This window comes from Sphingopyxis sp. L1A2A (assembly GCF_005502465.1).
GTDB lineage: Bacteria > Pseudomonadota > Alphaproteobacteria > Sphingomonadales > Sphingomonadaceae > Sphingopyxis.
This window is the reverse complement of sequence record NZ_SCOT01000024.1, coordinates 22,459-43,115: the sequence shown is the minus strand read 5'-3', so window position 1 is coordinate 43,115 and position 20,657 is coordinate 22,459. Positions and strand designations below refer to the sequence as shown.

Here is a 20,657-nt window from a genome sequence, read left to right as displayed (position 1 = left end):
AAAGTGGGGGGTGCGGGAGGGTGGCGGACTCCCACCATCGTCACCCCGGACTTGATCCGGGGTCCACGAAGGCCAGCGCTGGGTGGACGTCAGGGATCCCGGATCAAGTCCGGGATGACGAAATAATCATCGCCCTGATCAGCTTTGCCACGGCGGCGCGTTCAATCCCGTCGGGCTCGCCGTAAAAATCTCGCAGCCGGTTTCGGTGATCCCGATGCTGTGCTCAAACTGCGCCGACAGCGAACGGTCGCGGGTGACCGCGGTCCAGCCGTCGTTCAGCATCTTCACCGCATATTTGCCGGTGTTTATCATCGGCTCGATGGTAAAGAACATGCCGGGGCGGAGTTCGGGGCCGGTGCCGGGGCGCCCGGCGTGGACGACTTCGGGGGCGTCGTGGAACATCTGGCCCAGCCCATGGCCGCAGAAGTCGCGGACGACCGAATAGCGGTGGCGCTCGGCGTGGCTCTGGATCGCATGCGCGACGTCGCCCATGCGGTTGCCGGGCTTCGCCTGCTCGATGCCCAGCATCAGGCATTCATAGGTCACTTCGACGAGGCGCTTCGCCTTGATCGGCACGTCACCGACCAGATACATGCGGCTGGTGTCTCCGTGCCAGCCATCGATGATCGTCGTCACGTCGATGTTGACGATGTCGCCCTCGCGCACCGGCTTGTCGTCGGGGATGCCGTGGCACACGACATGGTTGATGCTGGTGCAGCAGCTGTGGGTGAAGCCGCGATAACCGAGCGTCGCGGGGATACCGCCGCCATCGAGCATCATCGTGCGGACGAGGTCGTCGATCGCCGCGGTGGTCACGCCCGGCTGGACGAAGGGAACCAGCGCATCGAGGATTTCGGCCGACAGCCGCCCCGCCTTGCGCATCCCGGCAAAGCCCGCATCGTCGTGCAGCTTGATCGTGCCGTCGCGCACCGGGGTCGGCGCGCCGGCGTCGGCGGTGGTTACGGAGACATAGTCGTACATGAGAGGGGATATAGCGGCTGGAGGGTGAAAAAGCGAGGGGGCGGGCGCCGTCAACTTGGTATCAGGCGTTCACGAAACCATTGTGCCAATTCTGCTTCGCTGAGGTCCCCTGCCGCCAGCGCGAGAGCCGCTGCAATGGCGGCGTCGGGACTAAACGCTATCCGATGTCCATTGAGCCGCAAAAACAATCGCGCCAGCACCCACACGGTCCTTTTGTTGCCGTCACCAAAAGGATGATTCCGCGCTAAGCCAAACGCATAGGCGGCGGCGAGCGCGATATGGTCGTCTTCGCCATATGCCCATTGATTCCTTGGTCTCGCCAAGACCGATTCCAGCATGCCCGAATCGCGCACGCCCGATATGCCACCATGTTCGGCCAATTGTCGGTCATGGATCGCCAATGCCACATCGGCATCGAGCCAGACCGGCTCGATGCGATCGGTCATTTTGCTAGGACGCGCAGTATATCGCGATCCTCACGCATGATTTCCTCGGCTACCGCCATCTTGGCTGCGAAATCAGGATTGGAGGCTGTCAGACGCAAACCATCGGGGGCTTCCGTAGCATAGAGCGTATCGCCCAATGCGACGCGCAACCGCGCGAGCAGCTCTTTTGGCAGGATGACGGCGGCGCTATTGCCGACTTTGGTGATTTTGAGCGGCGTGTTCATACGTTCGTTATAACACGCCGCTCCGAAAAATCAAGATGGCTGGCTACTCCGCCGCCTTCTTCGCCTTGTCGGCCTTGGGCAGCTTCGCTTTGCCCTTGCCCGCTTTCGGCGGCGCCGAGACGATTTCAAAGGCCAACGGGTTGCCGACATGGGCGTCGTCGCCGGTCTTCATCTTCACCTTGACCTCGCCGCCATGGACGAGCTTGCCGAATAGCAGTTCCTCGGCGAGCGGCTGCTTGATCTTTTCCTGGATCAGGCGGCCCATCGGACGCGCGCCGTAGAGCTTGTCATAACCCTTGCCGGTCAGCCATTCGCGTGCCGCATCGTCGAGCTGGATATGGACGTTGCGGTCGGCGAGCTGGAGTTCGAGTTCGAGGATGAACTTGTCGACGACGCGCGCGACCACTTCGGGCGGCAGATAGCCGAACGGCACGATCGCATCGAGCCGGTTGCGGAATTCGGGGGTGAAGAGGTTCTTCACCGCTTCTTCCTGCACATCCTCACGCGTGAAGGCGCCGAACCCGATGCCCTCGCGCGCCATGTCGCTGGCGCCCGCATTGGTCGTCATGATCAGAATGACATTGCGGAAGTCGACCGTCTTGCCGTGATGATCGGTCAGGCGGCCATGGTCCATGACCTGCAACAGGATGTTGAACAGGTCGGGATGCGCCTTTTCGATCTCGTCGAGCAGCAGCACGCAGTGCGGATTCTGGTCGATCGCATCGGTGAGCAGCCCGCCCTGATCGTAACCGACATAGCCCGGGGGCGCGCCGATCAGGCGACTGACCGAATGGCGCTCCATATATTCGGACATGTCGAACCGCTGGAGCGGGATGCCCATGATCGACGCGAGCTGCTTGGCGACCTCGGTCTTGCCGACCCCGGTCGGGCCGCTGAACAGATAGTTGCCGATCGGCTTTTCGGGATCGCGGAGGCCCGCACGGCTGAGCTTGATCGCCGACGACAGCACCTCGATCGCGACATTCTGCCCGAACACGACGCGCTTGAGGTCGGTCTCGAGGCTGGCGAGCGTCGCCTTGTCGTCGCTCGACACCGATTTGGGCGGGATGCGCGCCATCGTCGCGATGACCTGCTCGATCTCCTTGGCGGTGATCGTCTTCTTGCGCTTCGACGGGGCGACCAGCATCTGCATCGCGCCGACTTCGTCGATCACGTCGATCGCCTTGTCGGGCAATTTGCGGTCGTTGATGTAACGCGCGCTGAGTTCGACCGCCGCGTTGATCGCGTCGGGGGTGTAGCGCACCTGATGATGCGCCTCGAACGCACTACGCAGACCCGCGAGGATCTTCTTGGTGTCTTCCAGCGTCGGTTCGACCACGTCGATCTTTTGGAACCGGCGCAGTAGTGCGCGGTCCTTTTCGAAATGGTTGCGGAACTCCTTGTACGTCGTCGAGCCGATGCAGCGAATGACGCCGCCCGACAGCGCGGGTTTGAGCAGGTTCGACGCATCCATCGCGCCGCCCGATGTGGCGCCCGCTCCGATCACGGTATGGATTTCGTCGATGAACAGGATCGCGTGCGGCAGGCCTTCGAGTTCGGTCACGACCTGTTTCAGCCGCTCCTCGAAATCGCCGCGATAGCGCGTACCCGCGAGCAGCGCGCCCATGTCGAGCGAATAGATCACCGCGGGCAGCAGCACCTCGGGCACGTCACCCTCGATGATCTTGCGCGCGAGCCCCTCGGCGATCGCGGTCTTGCCGACGCCGGGGTCACCCACATAAAGCGGGTTGTTCTTGCTGCGGCGGCACAGGATCTGGATCGTGCGGTCGACCTCGGCATTACGGCCGATCAGCGGGTCAACCTTGCCGATTTTCGCTTTCTCGTTGAGGTTGACGGTGAACTGGTCGAGCGCGGTTTCCTTCTTGTTCTTGCCGCCGCTGTCCTTGTCCTTCGTTTCTTCCTTCTCCTCGGGCTCGGCTTGCGGCGAGGGCTTGCCGCCCTTGCCGACGCCGTGGCTCAAATAGGAGACCGCGTCGAGGCGGGTCAGATCCTGCTGCTGGAGGAAATAGACCGCGTAGGACTCGCGTTCGGAGAAGAGCGCGACGAGGACGTTGGCGCCCGTCACTTCATCCTTGCCCGACGACTGGACGTGCAGGATCGCGCGCTGGACGACACGCTGGAAGCCGCTTGTCGGCGACGGGTCGCTGTGCCCCTCGACCTTCAAACTGTCGAGTTCGGTGTCGAGATAATGGACGACCGCCGATTGCAGGTCGTCGAGCGCAACGCCGCAGGCGCGCATCACTTCGGCGGCATGGTCGTCGTCGATCAGCGCGTAGAGCAGATGCTCCAGCGTCGCATATTCGTGGTGACGCTCCGATGCGGCTTTCAGCGCATTGTGCAGGGTCTTTTCGAGGCTCTCCGAAAAGGACGGCATGGACTTTTCTCCTTGCGAGGCCCGCCGGGGGAGAGAGGCGGCCCCTAGGAACACAACGTGGCGATGCCGCCGCCGCGCCGCAAGGGAAAAGCGGATGGCTTTGTGAAATTACGATGACGGGGGTTGCGGTATGGTTAACGGCGCGTTGAGAATTTGGGGGGCACTTCAATCCGCCTCGTCGCCCCGGACTTGGTCCGAGATAGGGTCGGCCCCAGGACGGGGTAATATTCCAAAGTTCAGGAAAGTTCAGCCTTGTGCATCGCCCGATATGGACATTGCGGCGTGTTGGGCGCGCCCGGCACGCTCTGCCGTGGTCGCGCCGCAGGCCAGGCCGCGACCGCATTATCCACCAAATGAAAGAGCCGGATGAAGGCTGACACAGTCGGATAATGTAGGAAAGGCCCTTTTGAAGGGGATGTCTGCTTTGGGGTCGAAAGTGGACATTGCATATCCTCCCCATCGACTTGCGATGGGGAAGGGGACCGCCGCGAAGCGGTGGTGGTGGAGGGGCAGCAACATCGCAGCCCCTCCGTCAGCCCTACGGGCTGCCACCTCCCCATCGCAAGTCGATGGGGAGGATTGCTTAAGGCCGCTATCGGTCGTTTTCCGACACTCCGGATCAGCCCTCACCCTCCCGATCCACCATATCCATGAAATCGCGCGCGGTGTTGCGCTCGCCCTCATCCTTGAACGCCACGTCAAGATCGGGGGCGACGCCGAGCATGTACATCAGCGCCCAGAGGGCGAAGCGGCGGCCGGGGTTGGTTTCGAGGCCGAAGTCGACGCGCATGCGTTCGGTGCCTGCGGCGTGCGCCTCGGGTTGGATCGCCGCCAGGTCGGCGGTGCCGAAATAGCGGCGGAGTTGGTCGTCGAAATCCATGGGGGTTCTTTTGGCTCGTTTCGTTCGATTCGCAAGTCAGCCCGCTGACCGCGCTCCCCAACCCCGTTTGTGCTGAGCTTGTCGAAGCACCGTTCTTCCTTTGAAGCCCAAGGAAAAAACGGCCCTTCGACAAGCTCAGGGCGAACGGTTTTGAGGTTTGTTTGGTGCCGCAGGAAAAATCGGCTCATTCGAAAGTCCCCTCGGTTGTCATTCCCACGGGCGCCCGATAGGGCGGCGTCCGTGAAGACCAGCATCGAGATCGGAACCGACAGCACCGGGCAGGGCGTGCACATCAACGTCCAGGAACTGCTGGCGACGCGGTTGCTCGTCCAGGGCAATTCGGGGTCGGGCAAGTCGCACCTGCTGCGCCGTATCCTCGAGGAAAGCGCCGCGCTGGTGCAGCAGATCGTGATCGATCCCGAGGGCGATTTCGTCACGCTTGCCGATGCGTACAGCCATGTCGTGATCAACGGCGGCGACTATAATGAGCGCGAGATCGCGGCGATGGGGGCGCGTATCCGCGAACATCGCGCCTCGATCATCCTCAGCCTGGAGTCGCTCGACATCGAGGCGCAGATGACCTGCGCCGCGGCGTTCCTGAACGCATTGTTCGATGCGCCGCGCGAGCATTGGTTTCCCGCGCTGGTGGTGGTCGACGAGGCGCAGATGTTTGCGCCGAGCGTTGCGGGCGACGTGCCCGACACCGTCCGCCGCGCCAGCCTGTCGGCGATGACGAACCTGATGTGCCGCGGGCGTAAACGTGGTTTGGCGGGCGCGATTGCGACGCAGCGGCTGGCCAAATTGGCGAAAAATGTCGCGGCTGAGGCGAGCAACTTCCTGATGGGGCGGACCTTTCTGGACATCGACATGGCGCGCGCCGCCGACCTGCTCGGGATGGAGCGGCGGCAGGCGGAGGCGATCCGCGATCTGGAGCGCGGGCATTTTCTGGGGCTGGGTCCCGCGATCTCGCGGCGTCCGCTGTCGATCCGCATCGGCGCGACGCAGACCGCGACGCGGATGGGGACGCACAGCCTGATGCCGCTGCCGGTGGCCGGCGGCGCCGACATGCGATCGATGCTGTTCACCGAGATGGAAGCGCCGGTGGCGCCGCGCGTCTTTGCGCCCGAACCCGAACCGGTTGCCGCCAGCGAACTGCTCGAACGCATCGCGGCGGTCGAGGGGCTGCACGAAGACCGCGACGCCCCTGTGGTGCTCGACATTGTCGCCGCGGTCGAAGAGGCCGAGCAGAGCGACGCGGTGGTGATCGCGATGCTCGAAGAGATGCTGACCGACCCCGACAGCGTCTTTCAGCCCGAGGCTTTTCTGTATCAGGATTTTTCGGTGCGGTGCCGGATGGCGAAGCTGAAGAAGGTGCCGCTCGATCTGGCCGCGTTCCGGCGCCGCTTTGCGCTGGCCAAAGGCGGTGTCTTCGATCCATCGGAGCCACGCTGGGCGGCGGCGCTGCGTGTCGCCGAACGGCTTCCCGACGACATGCTCGCCCCGTTTCTGCAAATCGCGCGCGCCGCGATGGATGGCGACATCTGTCCCGACGACGATGTGTTGGGCCGCGCCTATGGCAGCCGCTCGCCGGGGCGCATCCGGCGGCTGGTCGACTATATGGAAAAACAGGGCGCGATCGTCGTGCGCTCGGATTTCGGCGGGCGGCGTTCGATCGGTATTCCCGAATTGGGGCTGAGCACCGAGGCCGAGTAGGGCGGGGGCGGTGCCGGGCAGGCGCTCTTGATTTACCGGTGGGTTGCGGGACGGCGCCGTGTGGGCCGACAATGACCGCTCAACGGGTGGCAGCGGCTTCCGCGGCGATTGGGGCGTTCGCGCGCGGTTCCGCGGCGCTCAGCGCCCCGTTCTGGATCAGCCATTGCGGATGATCGGCCTGCACCGACGCCATGATTCGGTCGATGGCGTCCGCCACCGCCTCTCCCTCGGCATCGCGCTCGCGCGCGACGACGACGCGCCTTGCCTGGGCATCGACCAGCACGCGGTCGCGGCGCACCAGTTGGCCGACGGTCAACCCCGCCAGGATCGTCTGGCTGTCCTGTTCGCGCTGCTCCAGCGCCGCCAGGCGGCGGCTTAACTGCTCTTCATACTCCGCAGCGGCGTTGGTCTGTTGCCGCAGCTGGACGATCTGCACGCGCACGTCGCGATCCAGCCGGTCGCGAACCTTGCTCGCCAGGGTGGCGTTCAGCCGCGCGGCATATTGATCGACCAGCACAACGCCGTCGACGGCGACCGCGCCATCTTCGATCCGCACATTCAGACTGTCGATCCGGTCATCCTTATCGATCAATCGATCGAGCTGCGCCTGCACCGTCGTCCGCGCCAGCAACTCGCGCGCGATGTTGTTGAGCGACAACGCCAGCGGGATCGACAGGATACCAAGCGTGGCGATGATCCCGACGACCTGCAACGCCGTGTGCTGGGGGGTCAGCGACGGCCCGAACCGGTTGACCCGCGCAACGATCGTCGCGGCGAACGCAATCGCCAGCGTGTTGGTCAGGAACAAAAGGGCCGCGCCCATCGCGAAATCGAACCGCCCGGTGACCAGCCCAAAGCCGACGGTCGATAGCGGCGGCACCAGGGCGGTGGCGATGGCGACGCCCACCATCACCCCGGACAGCTTGCGCATGATGGCATAAACGCCGGCGATCCCGCCGACCACTGCAACGCCCAGGTCGAGCAGGGTCGGCTGGGTTCGCGCGCGCAGTTCGGCGGTGACGTCCTGGATCGGTGACAGCCAGATGACGGTCATCGCAACGAGAATCGCCACCGCCATGCCGGCCGCGATGGTCACCAGCGATCGCTTGATCAAATTGCTCTCAAGCGTCGCGAGGCCGAAGCCGACTCCCATGATGGGTCCCATCAGCGGCGACACGAGCATCGCCCCGATCACCACCGCCGCCGAGCTTTGCAGCAGCCCGAGCGTCGCAATCGCCGACGATAGAATGATGAGCAGCAGGAATTTCTGGTCCAGCCGTGCGTCACGCGCGACGCCGGCCAGAATCAACGAGCGGTCGGGGGCCTCGTCGCCCTCGACCGCATCGTGATGGTCCCTGTTCCGGGTTGCCCGGCGACCGCCGGCGTTGAACGGCGCGTCGCCGATACCGGGCACGTCGGGATGATCGCCGGTCACGGCGGATCAGATCTTGCCGGTCAGCTCGGGCACGGCGTTGAACAGATCGGCGACGAGACCGAAGTCGGCGACCTGGAAGATCGGGGCGTCTTCGTCCTTGTTGATCGCGACGATCGTCTTGCTGTCCTTCATGCCCGCCAGATGCTGGATCGCGCCCGAGATACCGATCGCGAAATAGACCTGCGGCGCGACGATCTTGCCGGTCTGGCCGACCTGATAATCATTGGGGACATAGCCCGCATCGACCGCGGCACGCGAAGCACCGAGCGCGGCGTTCAGCTTGTCGGCGAGCGGCACGATCACTTCCTGATATTTCTCGCTCGAACCCAGCGCGCGGCCACCCGACACGATGATCTTGGCCGAGGTCAGTTCGGGACGCTCCGACTTGGCGATTTCGGCGCCGACGAAGCTCGAGATGCCGGCATCGCTGCCCGCGCCCACAGCTTCAACGGTACCCGAACCGCCGCTCGTGGCGGCCTTGTCGAACGCGGTGCCGCGAACGGTCAGGACGAGCTTGGCGTCCGAGCTTTCGACGGTCGCGATCGCGTTGCCGGCATAGATCGGGCGGGTGAAGGTCTTCGGACCCTCGACCGACAGGATTTCCGAAATCTGCATCACGTCGAGCAGGGCGGCGACGCGCGGCGCGATATTCTTGCCGGTCGTCGTCGCGGGCGCGAGGAAGGCGTCGTGGCTGCCCATCAGCTCGGCAACCAGCGGCGCGATATTTTCGGGCAGATTGTGCGCGAAGGCGGCGTTGTCGGCGACGTGAACCTTGCCCACCCCGGCGATCTGCGCGGCGTCCTTGGCGACCGCATCGACGCCGCTACCAGCGACGAGCAGATGGACTTCGCCGAGCTTCGACGCGGCGGTGACCACCGCGAGCGTGGCGTCCTTGACGGCCTTGCCGTCATGTTCGACCCAGACGAGCGTTTTCATGAGTGCACTCCCATGGCTTTCAACTTGGCAACCAGTTCATCGACATCGGCGACCTTGACCCCGGCCGAGCGAACCGGCGGTTCCGAGACCTTGACGACCTTGACGCGCGGCGCGGTGTCGACGCCGTAATCGGCGGGGGTCTTGGTATCGAGCGGCTTCGACTTTGCCTTCATGATGTTCGGCAGCGAAGCATAGCGCGGTTCGTTCAGACGCAGGTCGGTGGTGACGATCGCGGGGAGTTTGAGTTTCACCGTTTCGAGGCCACCGTCGACTTCGCGGGTCACGTTGACGCTGTCGCCATCGACATTGACGGCGCTGGCGAAGGTGCCCTGCGCCCAGCCGGTGAGCGCGGCGAGCATCTGGCCGGTCTGGTTGTTGTCGTCGTCGATCGCCTGCTTGCCAAGGATCACGAGACCCGGCTGTTCGGCGTCGGCGATCGCCTTGAAGATTTTCGCGAGTGCGAGCGGCTCGACCGCATCGTCGGTCTGCACCAGGATCGCGCGGTCAGCGCCCATCGCGAGCGCGGTGCGCAGTGTTTCCTGCGCCTTTGCGGGGCCGACGCTGACGGCGATGATCTCGGTCGCAACGCCCTTTTCGCGCAGGCGGATCGCTTCTTCGACCCCGATCTCGTCGAACGGGTTCATCGACATTTTGACATTGGCCAGGTCGACGCCGGTGCCGTCGGATTTGACCCGCGGCTTGACGTTGTAATCGAGCACCCGCTTGACGGGGACGAGGATTTTCATGGGCTCTTGGCTCCTCTCAGCAAATTGTGCACTGCGCCATAATTGGCGTTTACGTAAACGTCAACCTGACTCCTCTCCCCTTGGGGGAGAGGATAGGGAGACTTGGTCCGAAGGACCTAGTCGGACTTGGTGAGGGTCTGGACGTTGCCGCCCTCACCGCTGCGACTAGGCAGCAAGCTGCCAAGTCTCGCTGCCTCTCCCCAAGGGGAGAGGCAAGTACATCACGCCGCGCGAACCTCGGCGACGATCTTTTTCGCCGCGTCGCCCAGGTCGTTCGCCGCCACGATCGGCAGCCCCGAATTGGCGAGGATGTCCTTGCCCTGCTGGACGTTCGTGCCCTCGAGGCGGACGACGAGCGGCACCGACAGATTCACTTCCTTCGCCGCGGCGACGATGCCGTCGGCGATGATGTCGCACTTCATGATGCCGCCAAAGATGTTGACGAGGATGCCCTTTACCGCGGGGTCTTTCAGGATGATCTTGAACGCCGCGGTGACCTTTTCCTTGCTCGCGCCGCCGCCGACGTCGAGGAAGTTGGCGGGGAATTCGCCGTTCAGCTTGATGATGTCCATCGTCGCCATCGCGAGGCCCGCGCCATTGACCATGCAGCCGATGTTGCCGTCGAGCTTGATGTAGGCGAGGTCATATTCCGACGCCTCGACCTCGGCCGGGTCTTCTTCGGTCAGGTCGCGCAGCTCGGCCAGATCCTGGTGGCGGAACATCGCATTGCCGTCGAACGCGACCTTGGCGTCGAGCACGAGCAGTTCGTCGCCATTGGCGCCTTCACACACCGCGAGCGGGTTGATTTCGATCTGTTCGGCATCGGTGCCGAGGAACGCGGCGTAAAGGCCAGCGAGGACCTTGGCGGCCTGCTTGGCAAGGTCGCCCGACAGGCCGAGCGCCGCAGCAACGGCGCGGCCGTGGTGCGGCTGGAGTCCAGTGGCGGGGTCGATGGTGATCGTGTGGATCTTTTCCGGCGTGTCGTGCGCGACGGTTTCGATATCCATGCCGCCCTCGGTCGAGGCGACGACCGCGACGCGGCTCGATCCGCGATCGACGAGCAAAGCGAGGTAGAATTCCTGCTTAATGTCGGCGCCGTCGGTGATGTACAGGCGGTTGACCTGCTTGCCGGCATCGCCGGTCTGGATCGTCACCAGCGTGTTGCCGAGCATGTCCTTGGCGTGCGCTTCGACTTCCTCGATCGTCTTGGCGAGGCGGACGCCTCCCTTGGCGTCGGGGCCGAGTTCCTTGAACTTGCCCTTGCCGCGGCCGCCCGCATGAATCTGCGACTTCACGACATAGAGCGGCCCGGGCAGCTGCTTTGCCGCCGCGACGGCTTCTTCGACGCTCATCGCGGCAATGCCCTTGGGCACCGCGACGCCAAATTTCGCGAGCAGTTCTTTCGCCTGATATTCGTGGATGTTCATGAGGTCTGCCGGGCCTTTCGAGTCTGGGGCGGGGAGAATTGGCGCCGCCTAAGCACAAGTTGGCGGGCAAGGCTAGCCCGCAGCGCTCCCAGATATTCTTGCCTAGCGAAAAGCGCAGAGCGCCGCCGAGCTGGTCGTGACCGTCAAAATCTCGGGGTCTTTGAGCGCGCGGACCTTGTGGAGGAACTGGTTCAGCGACAGCTCGCTCATCCGCTTGTCCTTCAGGCTCGACAGCGAACCGAGGCGGCGCAGCTGGAGCAGCGACAGCCGGTTGACCATCCGATCGGCCATGCACGACGCGATCGACTGCGACAGCCCGGCGTTGACCAGGCCGGTCCGCAGCCGTGTTTCGGGGGTGGCGCAGGCCGCCAGCGCGAGCAGGGACAGCGACAAGACGGCAAGGCGCATCAGCGGTTATCTTCCATGAAATTCGGCGACCGCGCTCGACACCGCCTGCATCAGCGCCATGCGCGCGGGGATTGGCGAGGTCGTGGTGCCCATCATGACGACGATCGCATAGCGGGTGCCATCGGGCGCGGTGGCGATGCCGATGTCGTTATAGCCCGCGGTCATGCCGCCCAGATTCTGCCCCGTCCCCGTCTTGTGGAGGAATTTCCAGCCCGGCGGCAGACCGGCTTTCAGGCGCTTCGGGCCGCTTTTCGTCCGGCTCATTACCCCGAGCAGATAGTCGGTCGATTCGGGCGAAAGCAATGTGCCGCGCGCCAGCCGGGCCAGCGCGCTGGCGATCGCCGTCGGGCTCGCGCCGTCGATCGGGTTGGCCAGATAATTGTCCATCGCGGCGCGGCGCGTCGCCGGGGCGAGGGCGGCGCGGGCGGCTTCGAAATTGCGCGCGACTGAATAGCTTTGCTGCCACGCCATTCCGGCGATGCCGCTTTGCAGCAAGCGTTCGCCGGGGCCGAACCGGATCGCACCCAGATCCTTTTTCGCCATGAAGGCGCGCACGGCGCCCGGCCCGCCGATGGTGCGCAGCAGGCTGTCGTTGGCGGTATTGTCGCTCTGGGTGATCGCGGTTTCGATCAGTTGGCGCACGGTCATCGTGACCGAACCCTGGGCGCGGACCCGCGCCGCGAGCGGCTGGTAGAACAGGGTCAGATCCTCGGGACCGATGCGCACCGGCTGGTCGAGTCGGACGCGCCCCTGATCGACCGCGTCGAGCGCCGTCAGGCTGACCCACAGCTTCGACACGCTTTGTTGCGGGAAGAGGTCACCGCCGCGCTCGGCAATCGCCCATTCGCCATCGATCCGCTGCACCGCGATCCCGGTCTTGCCCGGAAAGGCGCGCCACAGGAAATGGATGCGTTCGGTCAGGCCCGCGGGGGCACGACGAAAACCGGGGTCGAGCGGGCCGATCGGGCGCGGCATGGTCGATCGCACCGGTTGGCCGATCGGCACGGTCACCGACCCGGCCGGGCGCGGCACCGCCGCCTGCGAGCGCGGTGGCGGCACGATCGCCGCGCTGCTGACACAGCCCGCGAGCACCGCCGCGCTCATCGTCATGGCGAGGAGCGGCCGGCCCGATAACTGAAACTTCATGCTAACCCCGCAACCTGCCACTTGTATAAAATCCCCGGCCTTCTGCTCTCGCAGGCGCGCAAGGGGGACCAGCAGTTTGCGACGAATGATTCCTCTGGCGCGACGAGTGGGGGAAACGCGCGGGGTTCAGGGTGCGGGGGTCGCGCGGACCATGGCCGGGAACAGCCGCTTCAGCGCCGCCAGCTTCGGCGCGTCCCAGCGGACGATATAGCCGTTCGACGGGTTGCGGCGCATGAAATCCTGGTGACTGGGTTCGGCGCGGTAAAAGCGCTTGTAGCTTTCGACCGGGACAATGATCGGCTTGGCGAAATATTTGCCCTTGCCGATCTGCGCCAGATAGGCAGTGGCGACCTGGCGCTGGGTGGCATCCATGGGCACGATCGCGGCCCGATATTGGATGCCCGAATCCGGGCCCTGACGGTTCTTCAGCGTCGGATCGGCGACCACCGAAAACAGGACGCGGAGCAGGGTGCCATAGCTGACCTGGGTAGGATCATAGACGATGCGCACCGCCTCGGCATGGCCCGACTTGCCGTCGTGGGTCAGTTCATATTTCGCGGTCGCGGCGCTGCCGCCATGATAGCCCGATTCAACCGAGATCACGCCCTTCACATTGGCAAAGACGCCCTCGACGCCCCAGAAACAGCCGCCCGCCAGCACCGCGGTCGCGCGCTTGGCCTTGACCGCCGGATCGACCGCCGCGGCAGGCAACTTGACGACGCTTTCGGCCTGCGCCGGCGCGCATTGCGCGACGATCGCACCGGCGACCAGCGTCGCAACGATGCGACCGAAAGGCGTGCGGCGGACTTGCGTCACGCCGGGATCGGCAGCGCCGGCTGATTGAGCACGATATAGGTCGCGCCAATTGCGAAGCCAGCGAGCATCGACAAAAACCAGTCGGAGCGGAAGAGATTGAGCATGGGGAGCCTCTTTTTTCATCTATGGTCATTCGCGGCTGAAACCGCTTTGGTTACAACGACGATATGGCGCGCCCCGACCAACCGTGCAGTGATGTCCGTCACCCTAAACAGGATGGCTTACTATCCGGTGAACCGGGCGCTTAACCGCCGTTCAGGTTCAGATAGGATAAGCCGCCGACATTACAAGACCGGTCGGTACAGAATTCCTATGCGATGGACGAGTGGCGCTTTAGCGCAGCGCCGCGCACGCCTGCTGGATCCGCACACAGGCGTCTTTCAGCACCGCTTCCGACGTCGCATAGGACACGCGAAATGCCGGCGAGAGGCCAAAGGCACCGCCATGGACCGCCGCGACCTTCGCGGTGTCGAGGAAATAATCGATCAGCGCCTCGTCGCTGTCGATGAGTCCGCCGTCGGGGGTCTTTTTGCCCATGCAGCCGCTCGCGTCGGGATAGACGTAAAAGGCGCCATCGGGGGTCGGACAGCTGAGCCCGGGGGCGTCGTTGAGCATCGCGACGACCATGTCGCGGCGCTTCTTGAACGCGGCGTTGCGATCGTCGAGGAACTGTTGCGGCCCGCCGAGCGCCGCGGCCGCGGCCGCCTGCGCGATCGAACAGGGGTTCGACGTCGATTGCGACTGGAGCTTGGCCATCGCCTTGATCAGCCACGCCGGGCCGCCGGCGTAACCGATGCGCCAGCCGGTCATCGCATAGGCCTTTGAACAGCCGTTGACCGTCAGGATGCGGTCGGCGAGGTCGGGGCAACGCTGGGCAAAGGTCGAAAAGGCGAAATCGGCGTACCAGACATGTTCGTACATATCGTCGGTCATCACCATCACATGCGGGTGGCGGCGGATGACCTCGCCCAATGCGTCGAGCTCTTCGCCCGAATAGGCGGCGCCCGACGGGTTCGACGGCGAGTTGAACATCACCCAGCGCGTCTTGGGCGTGATCGCGGCGTCGAGCTGCGCCGGGGTGATCTTGTAATTCTGCGCGGCGCCGCCCTCGATGATCACCGGGGTGCCGCCCGCAAAGGCGACGATGTCGGGATAGCTGACCCAATAGGGCGCCGGAATGATCACCTCGTCGCCCTTGTCGACCGTCGCGACCAGCGCGTTGAACAAAGTATGCTTGCCGCCGACGTTGACCGAAATCTGGTCGAGCCCGAAATCGAGGTCGTTGTCGCGGCGGAACTTGCCGCGGATCGCTTCCTTCAGCGCCACCGTGCCGTCGACCAGCGTATATTTGGTCTGGCCAGCCCGGATCGCTTCGATCGCCGCTTCCTTGACGAAATCGGGGGTGTCGAAATCGGGCTCGCCCGCGCTCAGCCCGATGACATCGACGCCCGCCGCTTTCAGCGCCGATACGCGCGCGGTCATCGCGAGCGTGGCCGACGGCTGGATCCGTTTCAAGGCGGCGGAGATATGCGGCTTCAGCGACATCAGATTTCTTTCCGTGGCTTGCGCGGACAGGCAGCGATTTTGACAGGAAATTGCGCGGGGCCGCGCGTAAAGCCTCTGTCCCGAATTCGCAAGCGCAGCGTGGGATAATTTACCTATGCGGCGCCAATAAAGCCCCTCCCCTGAAGGGGAGGAGGGAGTTGCTACACGCTCGCGTCCATGAGCCGGGCCGGAATCAGCCCGCGCAGCGAATTGCCGATAAAAAAGCCGTCCGCCAGATCGGCGAGCCGCAGATGCGATTCAACCGCGCGGCCCTTGTCGATCAGCTCGGCGCGCAGCACCCCGGGGAGCAGCCCCAGGGCCAGCGGCGGGGTGAGCAGCTGGCCGTCGCGCTCGACAAAGATATTGCTCCAGCTGCCCTCGGTGACGAAGCCCGGCTCGTCGACAAACACGACCTCGGCGGCGCCGCTTTCGTGCCGCGCCATATCATAATCGGCGCGCTGGCTGGTCTTGTGCGCCAGGCGAAAATCATCGGCGGCGATCGGCACGGGACGAACCGCAACCGGCACCGGCAGTTCGGCCAGCCGCGGCAGCGGCGACACCTCGACCGCCAGCGCCCCCGACGGCGCCAGCCGCATCCGCACCCGCGCCGCGTGGCGCAGGCGAAAGGTCGCCGATTGCAAACTGTTGCGCGCGCCATGCCGGTCAAAGGTAAAGCCGAGCGCCGCGGCGCTTGCCTTCATCCGCGCCAGATGACCCTCCAGCCGCTGGACGCCCTCGATCGGATCGAAGAACATGGTCTCGATCAGGTCGAAACGCGCCCCCGCTGCCGCCACAAATTCCCCCTTTGCCAGACATTCGCGCCATTCTTCAGCCGGCTGGCTGTCGGCGACGATTCCCGAACCCAATCCCAGCGTGGCGCGATTTGCGCCGCCGCGCAAGTCGCTGGAATCGGGAAAGACCAGGGTGCGGATCGCGACGTTGAACGCCGCATCGCCCCCCGGCTCGATAAAACCGATCGAGCCGGTATAGAGCCCGCGCGCGTCGCCTTCCAGTGCATCGATAATTTCCATGGCGCGCACCTTGGGCGTGCCGGTGATCGATCCGCAGGGAAAAGCGGCGCGCAGCACGTCGACCGCGCCGACGCCGCCGGGCAGCCGCGCGCTGACGTCAGAGACGAGCTGGTGGATCGTTGGAAAGCTCTCGACGCGGAACAGGTCGGGCACCGCGACCGTTCCCGGCACCGCGACGCGCGACAGGTCGTTGCGGATCAGGTCGACGATCATCAGATTTTCGGCCCGCTGCTTGGGATCATCGGCAAGCTCGCGCGCCGCCGCCGCGTCGGCCTCGGCATCGGCCAGCCGCGCCGCGGTGCCCTTCATCGGCCGCGCCATCACCTGGCCGTCGCGCAGCGCGAAAAACAGCTCGGGCGAGTGCGACACGATCGCCTGGTCACCCGTCCAGATCACCCCGCCATAACCCGCCCGCGCGGTCTGCCGCAGCCGCGCATGGATCGCCAGCGCGTTGCCGATCACCGGCACCTCGGCGCGAAAGGTCAAATTCGCCTGATAAATGTCGCCGGCCCGGATCAACTCCAGCACCGCTTCGACCCCGGCCATATAGTCGGCGCGCGTCACCCGCGGCGTCACCGCGCCGACCCACGCGCCCGCCGGATCGGGCAAGTGCGCCGCCACCGCATCGGCGTCGATCCGCTGGACCTGCTCGAACAGCGCGAACCAGCCGATCGGCATCGCTTCGGCCGCCGCCGCCTCGCCGCCGCCGCGCCACGCCGGCGCCAGCCCCTTGCCCGCTTCATAGGTCAGATAGCCGGCGGCATGCAGCCCGCGCGCCTGCGCCGCCTCGATCGCGGTCAGCAAGCCGGGGACGTCCGCTGCCGAACGGGCGGTCAATATCTCGACCGGATCGACGAACAGCCGCGCCGCCGCTGCGCCCTGGACGCGCGCGTCGTCGAGCAGGACAAAGGGCGGGGCGCCCGGTGCCGCTATCGGTATCGCGACCTCACCCGCCATCACGCGCTCGCGCGGTCGCGCGCGCCGATCAGCGGTCGCGCTTCATGCGGATCGTGCGGCCGCCGTCGATGGCAGCGAAATAGCTGCCCATCGTCGCGACCTTGATCTTCACCTTTTGCCCCGGCTTGGGCTGACGCGGCAATTTGGTCGTGTCGATCTGCACCCACACGGCGTCGTCTTCCATCGCCAGCGTATATTTGCCCGAGCGGTCCATGCTGACCGAACGGATCGTCGTTTCGATTTCCTTGACCTCGTCCTCATCGCCGCCAAAGATTCCGCCGAGCTTGGGAAAGGAGAAACCAAACAGGCCGCGCCGCGCCTTTTTGGCGGTTTCGCGGTCGGTAAAGGTAATCTCGCGCGCTGTGTCGGCGGTCGACAGCTCACCGACCTCGCGGTCGAAACAGGCAAGGCGCGCGGCGGGGTCGGCGATGTCGCGGCACGCATAAAGTTCCTGGATCTGCACCGGGCGGGCCGGCGGCGCCTTATCCTTAGCGGCGGCCGGCACCGCGAGGGCACAGGCGAGGAGAATAAGCGGCGCGGCAAAGCGCGATGACAGCTGCAACATGGCAAAACCCCTGGCGAGAACGATATGCGCTGCCTAGCCGCCCCGATGACGTGCTGCAAGCGAGCCCGGTTGCAAATCCATGCTTACTGACCCTAGTGTAAGGAACCCGCTTTTCCAGAGGATCATAACCCGCGATGGACAGCCGCTTTTCCTGGTCGACCGATTATCACCACCCCACCGACTGGGACCAGTGCTTTGCGCCGCTGTCGCTGCCCGACATGCTCGCCGCCAGCGCGGCGCGGCGCCGCGACGCGGCGATGCTCGATTTCATGGGCCGACAGTTCAGCTATGCCGAGGTGGCGCGCGGCGCCGCGCGCGTCGCGCGCGGGCTGCAAAAACGCGGGCTGGGCAAGGGCAGCCGGGTCGGCCTGTTCCTGCCCAACGTCCCGCATTATGTCGCCGCCTATTATGGTGCGCTCGCCGCCGGGGCGACGGTGGTCAATTTCTCGCCGCTCTACACCGCCCGCGAGCTGGAGGAGCAGGTCGAGGATTCGGGCACCGACACGCTGTTCACGGTCAGCGCCGCGGCGCTCCTCCCCACCGCATTGCAGGTGCTCGACGGATCGAGCCTCCAGCGGCTGGTCGTCGGCTCGGTCGCCGGGGGGCTGCCCGCCGCCAAGTCGGCGCTCTACCGGTTGTTCAAGCGAACCGAGATCGCGGCGCTGCCCGCCGATCCGCGCGTGATCCGCTTTTCGGCGCTGATCGCCAATGACGGGCGGCCCGATCCGGTGGCAATCGATGCGGAAGCCGACATCGCGCTGATCCAATATACCGGCGGCACCACCGGCACGCCCAAGGGCGCGAAGCTGACTCATCAGAATCTGACCGCCAACGCGCGGCAAGTGAACAGCATCGACCCCGATCATGATGCCGAGGACCGCATCCTGGGCGTGCTTCCCTTCTTCCACGTCTTTGCCAACACCTGCGTCCTCAACCGCACCATCCTCAACGGCGGGTCGATCACGATGCTGCCGCGCTTCGACGCAAAGCAGGCGCTCGCCGCGATCACGCGGACAAAAACGACCGCGCTCCCCGGGGTGCCGACGATGTATCAGGCGCTGCTCGACCATCCCGATCTGGCGAAGACCGATTTCTCCAGCTTACGCATCTGCATTTCGGGCGGCGCGCCGATGCCTGCCGAGCTGCGCGAGAAGTTCACCGCCGCGACCGGCGCCTCGCTGGTCGAGGGCTATGGTCTTACCGAAAGCTCGGGGGTGGTCGCGACCAATCCCTATGAAGGCCCCGTCAAACCCGGGACGATCGGCCAGCCGCTGCCCGCCACGCACATCCGGCTGCTCGACAAGGAAGACCCGTCGCGCGATGCCCCGGTCGGCGAGCCGGGCGAGCTGGCGGTCAAGGGGCCGCAGGTCATGCAGGGCTATTGGAACCGGCCCGACGCCGATCTCGACAGCTTCACCGCCGACGGGTGGCTGCGCACCGGCGACGTCGCGGTGGTCGAGGACGGCGGCTATATCCGTATCGTCGATCGGCTGAAGGACATGATCGCGGTCGGCGGCTTCAAAGTCTATCCGAGTGTGATCGAGGCGCAGCTTTACGAGCATCCGGCGGTCAAGGAAGCGATCGTGCTGGGCGTCCCCGACGCCTATCGCGGCGAAACGCCAAAAGCCTTTGTGACGCTGGAAGAGGGCTATGAGATTTCGGGCGAGGCGCTCGCCGCCTGGCTCAACTCGCGGCTGGGCAAGCACGAGCGGGTGAAAGCAGTCGAAATACGCCTGAACCTGCCCAAGACGATGATCGGCAAGCTGGATCGCAAGGCGCTGCGGGCGGAGGAGGCATAATCCCGACCGTCACCCCGCCTTCGCGGGGGTGACGGATGCGGAGAAGCACAATATCTACGATGAGACATTGTAACCTTTGTCATGTTATGCCATATCCGGCATCGCAATTGCCCCAACGGAGAATCGGGTGACCCAAGTCGCCAGCCCTGCCCCTGTTCTGACGCGCGCTGTCTCTTTTCTGGGACGGTGGGGCGCGGTGGTTCGGGCTGCGCGGGAATCGCGGCCGCTGACGTCGCTGTCGGGCGACCAGCTGGCGATGGGCCTGTCGGGGCTGTGCCTCGTCCATTGCCTCGCGACGACGGTCTTTTTCGCGTCGATCGCCTCGGTCGGCGGGGTGTTTCTCGACAATCACCTGTTCCACGAGATTGGGTTGATCATCGCGATCGGCTTTGCGCTGATCACCCTCATCTCGGGCGTCCTCAGCCACGGTTATATGATGCCGTTCGCGGTTGGCAGCTTCGGGCTCGGGATGATGGCGGGGGCGCTGTCGCGGCCGCATGACGGCAGCGAAGTGCTGGCGACGATGATCGGCGTCGCGGTGGTGGCCTTGGGTCACGACCTCAACCGCCGCGCGCGGCACTGACGGCTTAGCCGAAACGGACTGGTCCGCCGCTTGCGGGGGGCGGGTAAACAGCCTACATTGGGGCGATAGTCGGCGCGGGATTTCCCACGGGCGCTATCAGTTGGCGCGGGATTGACCCGCGCAGAGGAACCGCCGATGGGCAAGCATGATCATCCGCACGTCGAGGCCAGCGGCGCCTCGCTCGCCAAGGCGGCGCAGACCGCGCTCGAGGGCGCGGGCGAAGCCTGGACCGACATGCGCGCGCAGATTTTCGACGCGGTCGCCGCCATCGGCAAACCCGCCAGCGCCTATGAAATCGCCGACATCGTGTCGAAGAACCGCGGCAAGCGCGTCGCCCCGAACAGCGTCTATCGCATCCTCGATCTGTTCGTCGCCAACAACCTGGTCCGCCGCGTCGAAAGCGCCAACGCCTTTGTCGCCAACAGCCATCCCGGCTGCCTGCACGACTGCATCTTCCTGATCTGCGACAGCTGCGGCAGCGCGGTGCATGTCGATGACGACAAATTGTCGACCGGCGTCCGCGCCGCCGCCAATGCGACGGGGTTCGCCGCCGAACGCCCGGTGATCGAAGTGCGCGGCAAATGCGCCGAGTGCCAATAGGGTGAGCGAGCGCGCTCCACCGGG

At 65.1% G+C, this 20,657-nt stretch carries 19 protein-coding genes; 4 read left to right on the top strand and 15 right to left on the bottom strand.

What is annotated here, in order from left to right; all coding sequences use genetic code 11:
- Positions 1-138: 138 nt before the first annotated feature.
- From map to FFS68_RS13045, 5 genes are all read right to left on the bottom strand, one after another.
- Positions 139-981 carry a type I methionyl aminopeptidase gene (map, locus tag FFS68_RS13065; RefSeq protein ID WP_137753644.1) on the bottom strand — a complete coding sequence of 281 codons (843 nt, stop codon included), beginning with the start codon at positions 979-981 and terminating at the stop codon, positions 139-141.
- Positions 982-1,031: 50 nt separating this feature from the next.
- The gene (locus tag FFS68_RS13060; RefSeq protein ID WP_137753643.1) at positions 1,032-1,427 is read right to left on the bottom strand and encodes a type II toxin-antitoxin system death-on-curing family toxin; all 396 of its coding nucleotides are present in this window, start codon (positions 1,425-1,427) and stop codon (positions 1,032-1,034) included.
- Positions 1,424-1,651 carry an AbrB/MazE/SpoVT family DNA-binding domain-containing protein gene (locus FFS68_RS13055; RefSeq protein WP_137753642.1) on the bottom strand — a complete coding sequence of 76 codons (228 nt, stop codon included), beginning with the start codon at positions 1,649-1,651 and terminating at the stop codon, positions 1,424-1,426. Before FFS68_RS13055 ends, FFS68_RS13060 begins: the two co-directional genes overlap by 4 nt.
- Before the next feature lie 43 nt (positions 1,652-1,694).
- A complete protein-coding gene (gene clpA, locus FFS68_RS13050; protein ID WP_137753641.1) occupies positions 1,695-4,046 on the bottom strand; it encodes an ATP-dependent Clp protease ATP-binding subunit ClpA in 2,352 nt (783 codons plus the stop codon).
- 619 nt (positions 4,047-4,665) lie between these two features.
- The gene (locus FFS68_RS13045) at positions 4,666-4,926 is read right to left on the bottom strand and encodes a hypothetical protein (RefSeq protein ID WP_137753640.1); all 261 of its coding nucleotides are present in this window, start codon (positions 4,924-4,926) and stop codon (positions 4,666-4,668) included.
- Between the two features lie 240 nt (positions 4,927-5,166).
- Here FFS68_RS13045 and FFS68_RS13040 point away from each other — a divergent pair, with 240 nt between their 5' ends.
- Complete coding sequence (locus tag FFS68_RS13040; protein WP_137753639.1) at positions 5,167-6,639, top strand: ATP-binding protein; 1,473 nt, start codon at positions 5,167-5,169, stop codon at positions 6,637-6,639.
- 79 nt (positions 6,640-6,718) lie between these two features.
- Here FFS68_RS13040 and FFS68_RS13035 read toward each other — a convergent pair whose 3' ends face one another.
- From FFS68_RS13035 to FFS68_RS12990, 10 genes are all read right to left on the bottom strand, one after another.
- A complete protein-coding gene (locus FFS68_RS13035; protein ID WP_137753638.1) occupies positions 6,719-8,074 on the bottom strand; it encodes a DUF389 domain-containing protein in 1,356 nt (451 codons plus the stop codon).
- Positions 8,075-8,080: 6 nt separating this feature from the next.
- Entirely contained in the window at positions 8,081-9,010 is a 930-nt protein-coding gene (locus FFS68_RS13030) for an electron transfer flavoprotein subunit alpha/FixB family protein (protein ID WP_137753637.1), read from the bottom strand.
- On the bottom strand, positions 9,007-9,756 hold the full coding sequence (locus tag FFS68_RS13025) for an electron transfer flavoprotein subunit beta/FixA family protein (RefSeq protein WP_137753636.1): 750 nt from the start codon (positions 9,754-9,756) through the stop codon (positions 9,007-9,009). Before FFS68_RS13025 ends, FFS68_RS13030 begins: the two co-directional genes overlap by 4 nt.
- 221 nt (positions 9,757-9,977) lie before the next feature.
- Positions 9,978-11,183 (bottom strand): ADP-forming succinate--CoA ligase subunit beta, encoded by a 1,206-nt coding sequence (gene sucC, locus FFS68_RS13020; RefSeq protein WP_137753635.1) that lies wholly within the window; start codon positions 11,181-11,183, stop codon positions 9,978-9,980.
- Between the two features lie 102 nt (positions 11,184-11,285).
- Entirely contained in the window at positions 11,286-11,591 is a 306-nt protein-coding gene (locus FFS68_RS13015) for a hypothetical protein (protein ID WP_137753634.1), read from the bottom strand.
- A gap of 6 nt (positions 11,592-11,597) precedes the next feature.
- A complete protein-coding gene (locus tag FFS68_RS13010; RefSeq protein WP_137753633.1) occupies positions 11,598-12,737 on the bottom strand; it encodes a serine hydrolase in 1,140 nt (379 codons plus the stop codon).
- Between the two features lie 126 nt (positions 12,738-12,863).
- Complete coding sequence (msrA, locus tag FFS68_RS13005) at positions 12,864-13,553, bottom strand: peptide-methionine (S)-S-oxide reductase MsrA (protein WP_137753632.1); 690 nt, start codon at positions 13,551-13,553, stop codon at positions 12,864-12,866.
- 333 nt (positions 13,554-13,886) lie between these two features.
- Positions 13,887-15,098, bottom strand: coding sequence for a pyridoxal phosphate-dependent aminotransferase (locus tag FFS68_RS13000; protein WP_137753631.1), 1,212 nt, complete (start codon positions 15,096-15,098; stop codon positions 13,887-13,889).
- A gap of 161 nt (positions 15,099-15,259) precedes the next feature.
- Positions 15,260-17,086, bottom strand: coding sequence for an aminodeoxychorismate synthase component I (gene pabB, locus FFS68_RS12995; RefSeq protein ID WP_171003869.1), 1,827 nt, complete (start codon positions 17,084-17,086; stop codon positions 15,260-15,262).
- Positions 17,087-17,114: 28 nt separating this feature from the next.
- Complete coding sequence (locus FFS68_RS12990; RefSeq protein WP_137753630.1) at positions 17,115-17,651, bottom strand: hypothetical protein; 537 nt, start codon at positions 17,649-17,651, stop codon at positions 17,115-17,117.
- Between the two features lie 134 nt (positions 17,652-17,785).
- Here FFS68_RS12990 and FFS68_RS12985 point away from each other — a divergent pair, with 134 nt between their 5' ends.
- The 3 genes from FFS68_RS12985 (at position 17,786) to FFS68_RS12975 (ending at position 20,633) form a co-directional block, all read left to right on the top strand.
- The gene (locus FFS68_RS12985) at positions 17,786-19,450 is read left to right on the top strand and encodes an AMP-binding protein (protein ID WP_137753629.1); all 1,665 of its coding nucleotides are present in this window, start codon (positions 17,786-17,788) and stop codon (positions 19,448-19,450) included.
- A gap of 127 nt (positions 19,451-19,577) precedes the next feature.
- Positions 19,578-20,033 (top strand): MerC domain-containing protein, encoded by a 456-nt coding sequence (locus FFS68_RS12980; RefSeq protein WP_137753628.1) that lies wholly within the window; start codon positions 19,578-19,580, stop codon positions 20,031-20,033.
- Between the two features lie 135 nt (positions 20,034-20,168).
- Positions 20,169-20,633: a transcriptional repressor gene (locus FFS68_RS12975; RefSeq protein ID WP_137753627.1), complete on the top strand. Its 465-nt coding sequence runs from the start codon at positions 20,169-20,171 to the stop codon at positions 20,631-20,633.
- Positions 20,634-20,657 lie beyond the last annotated feature (24 nt).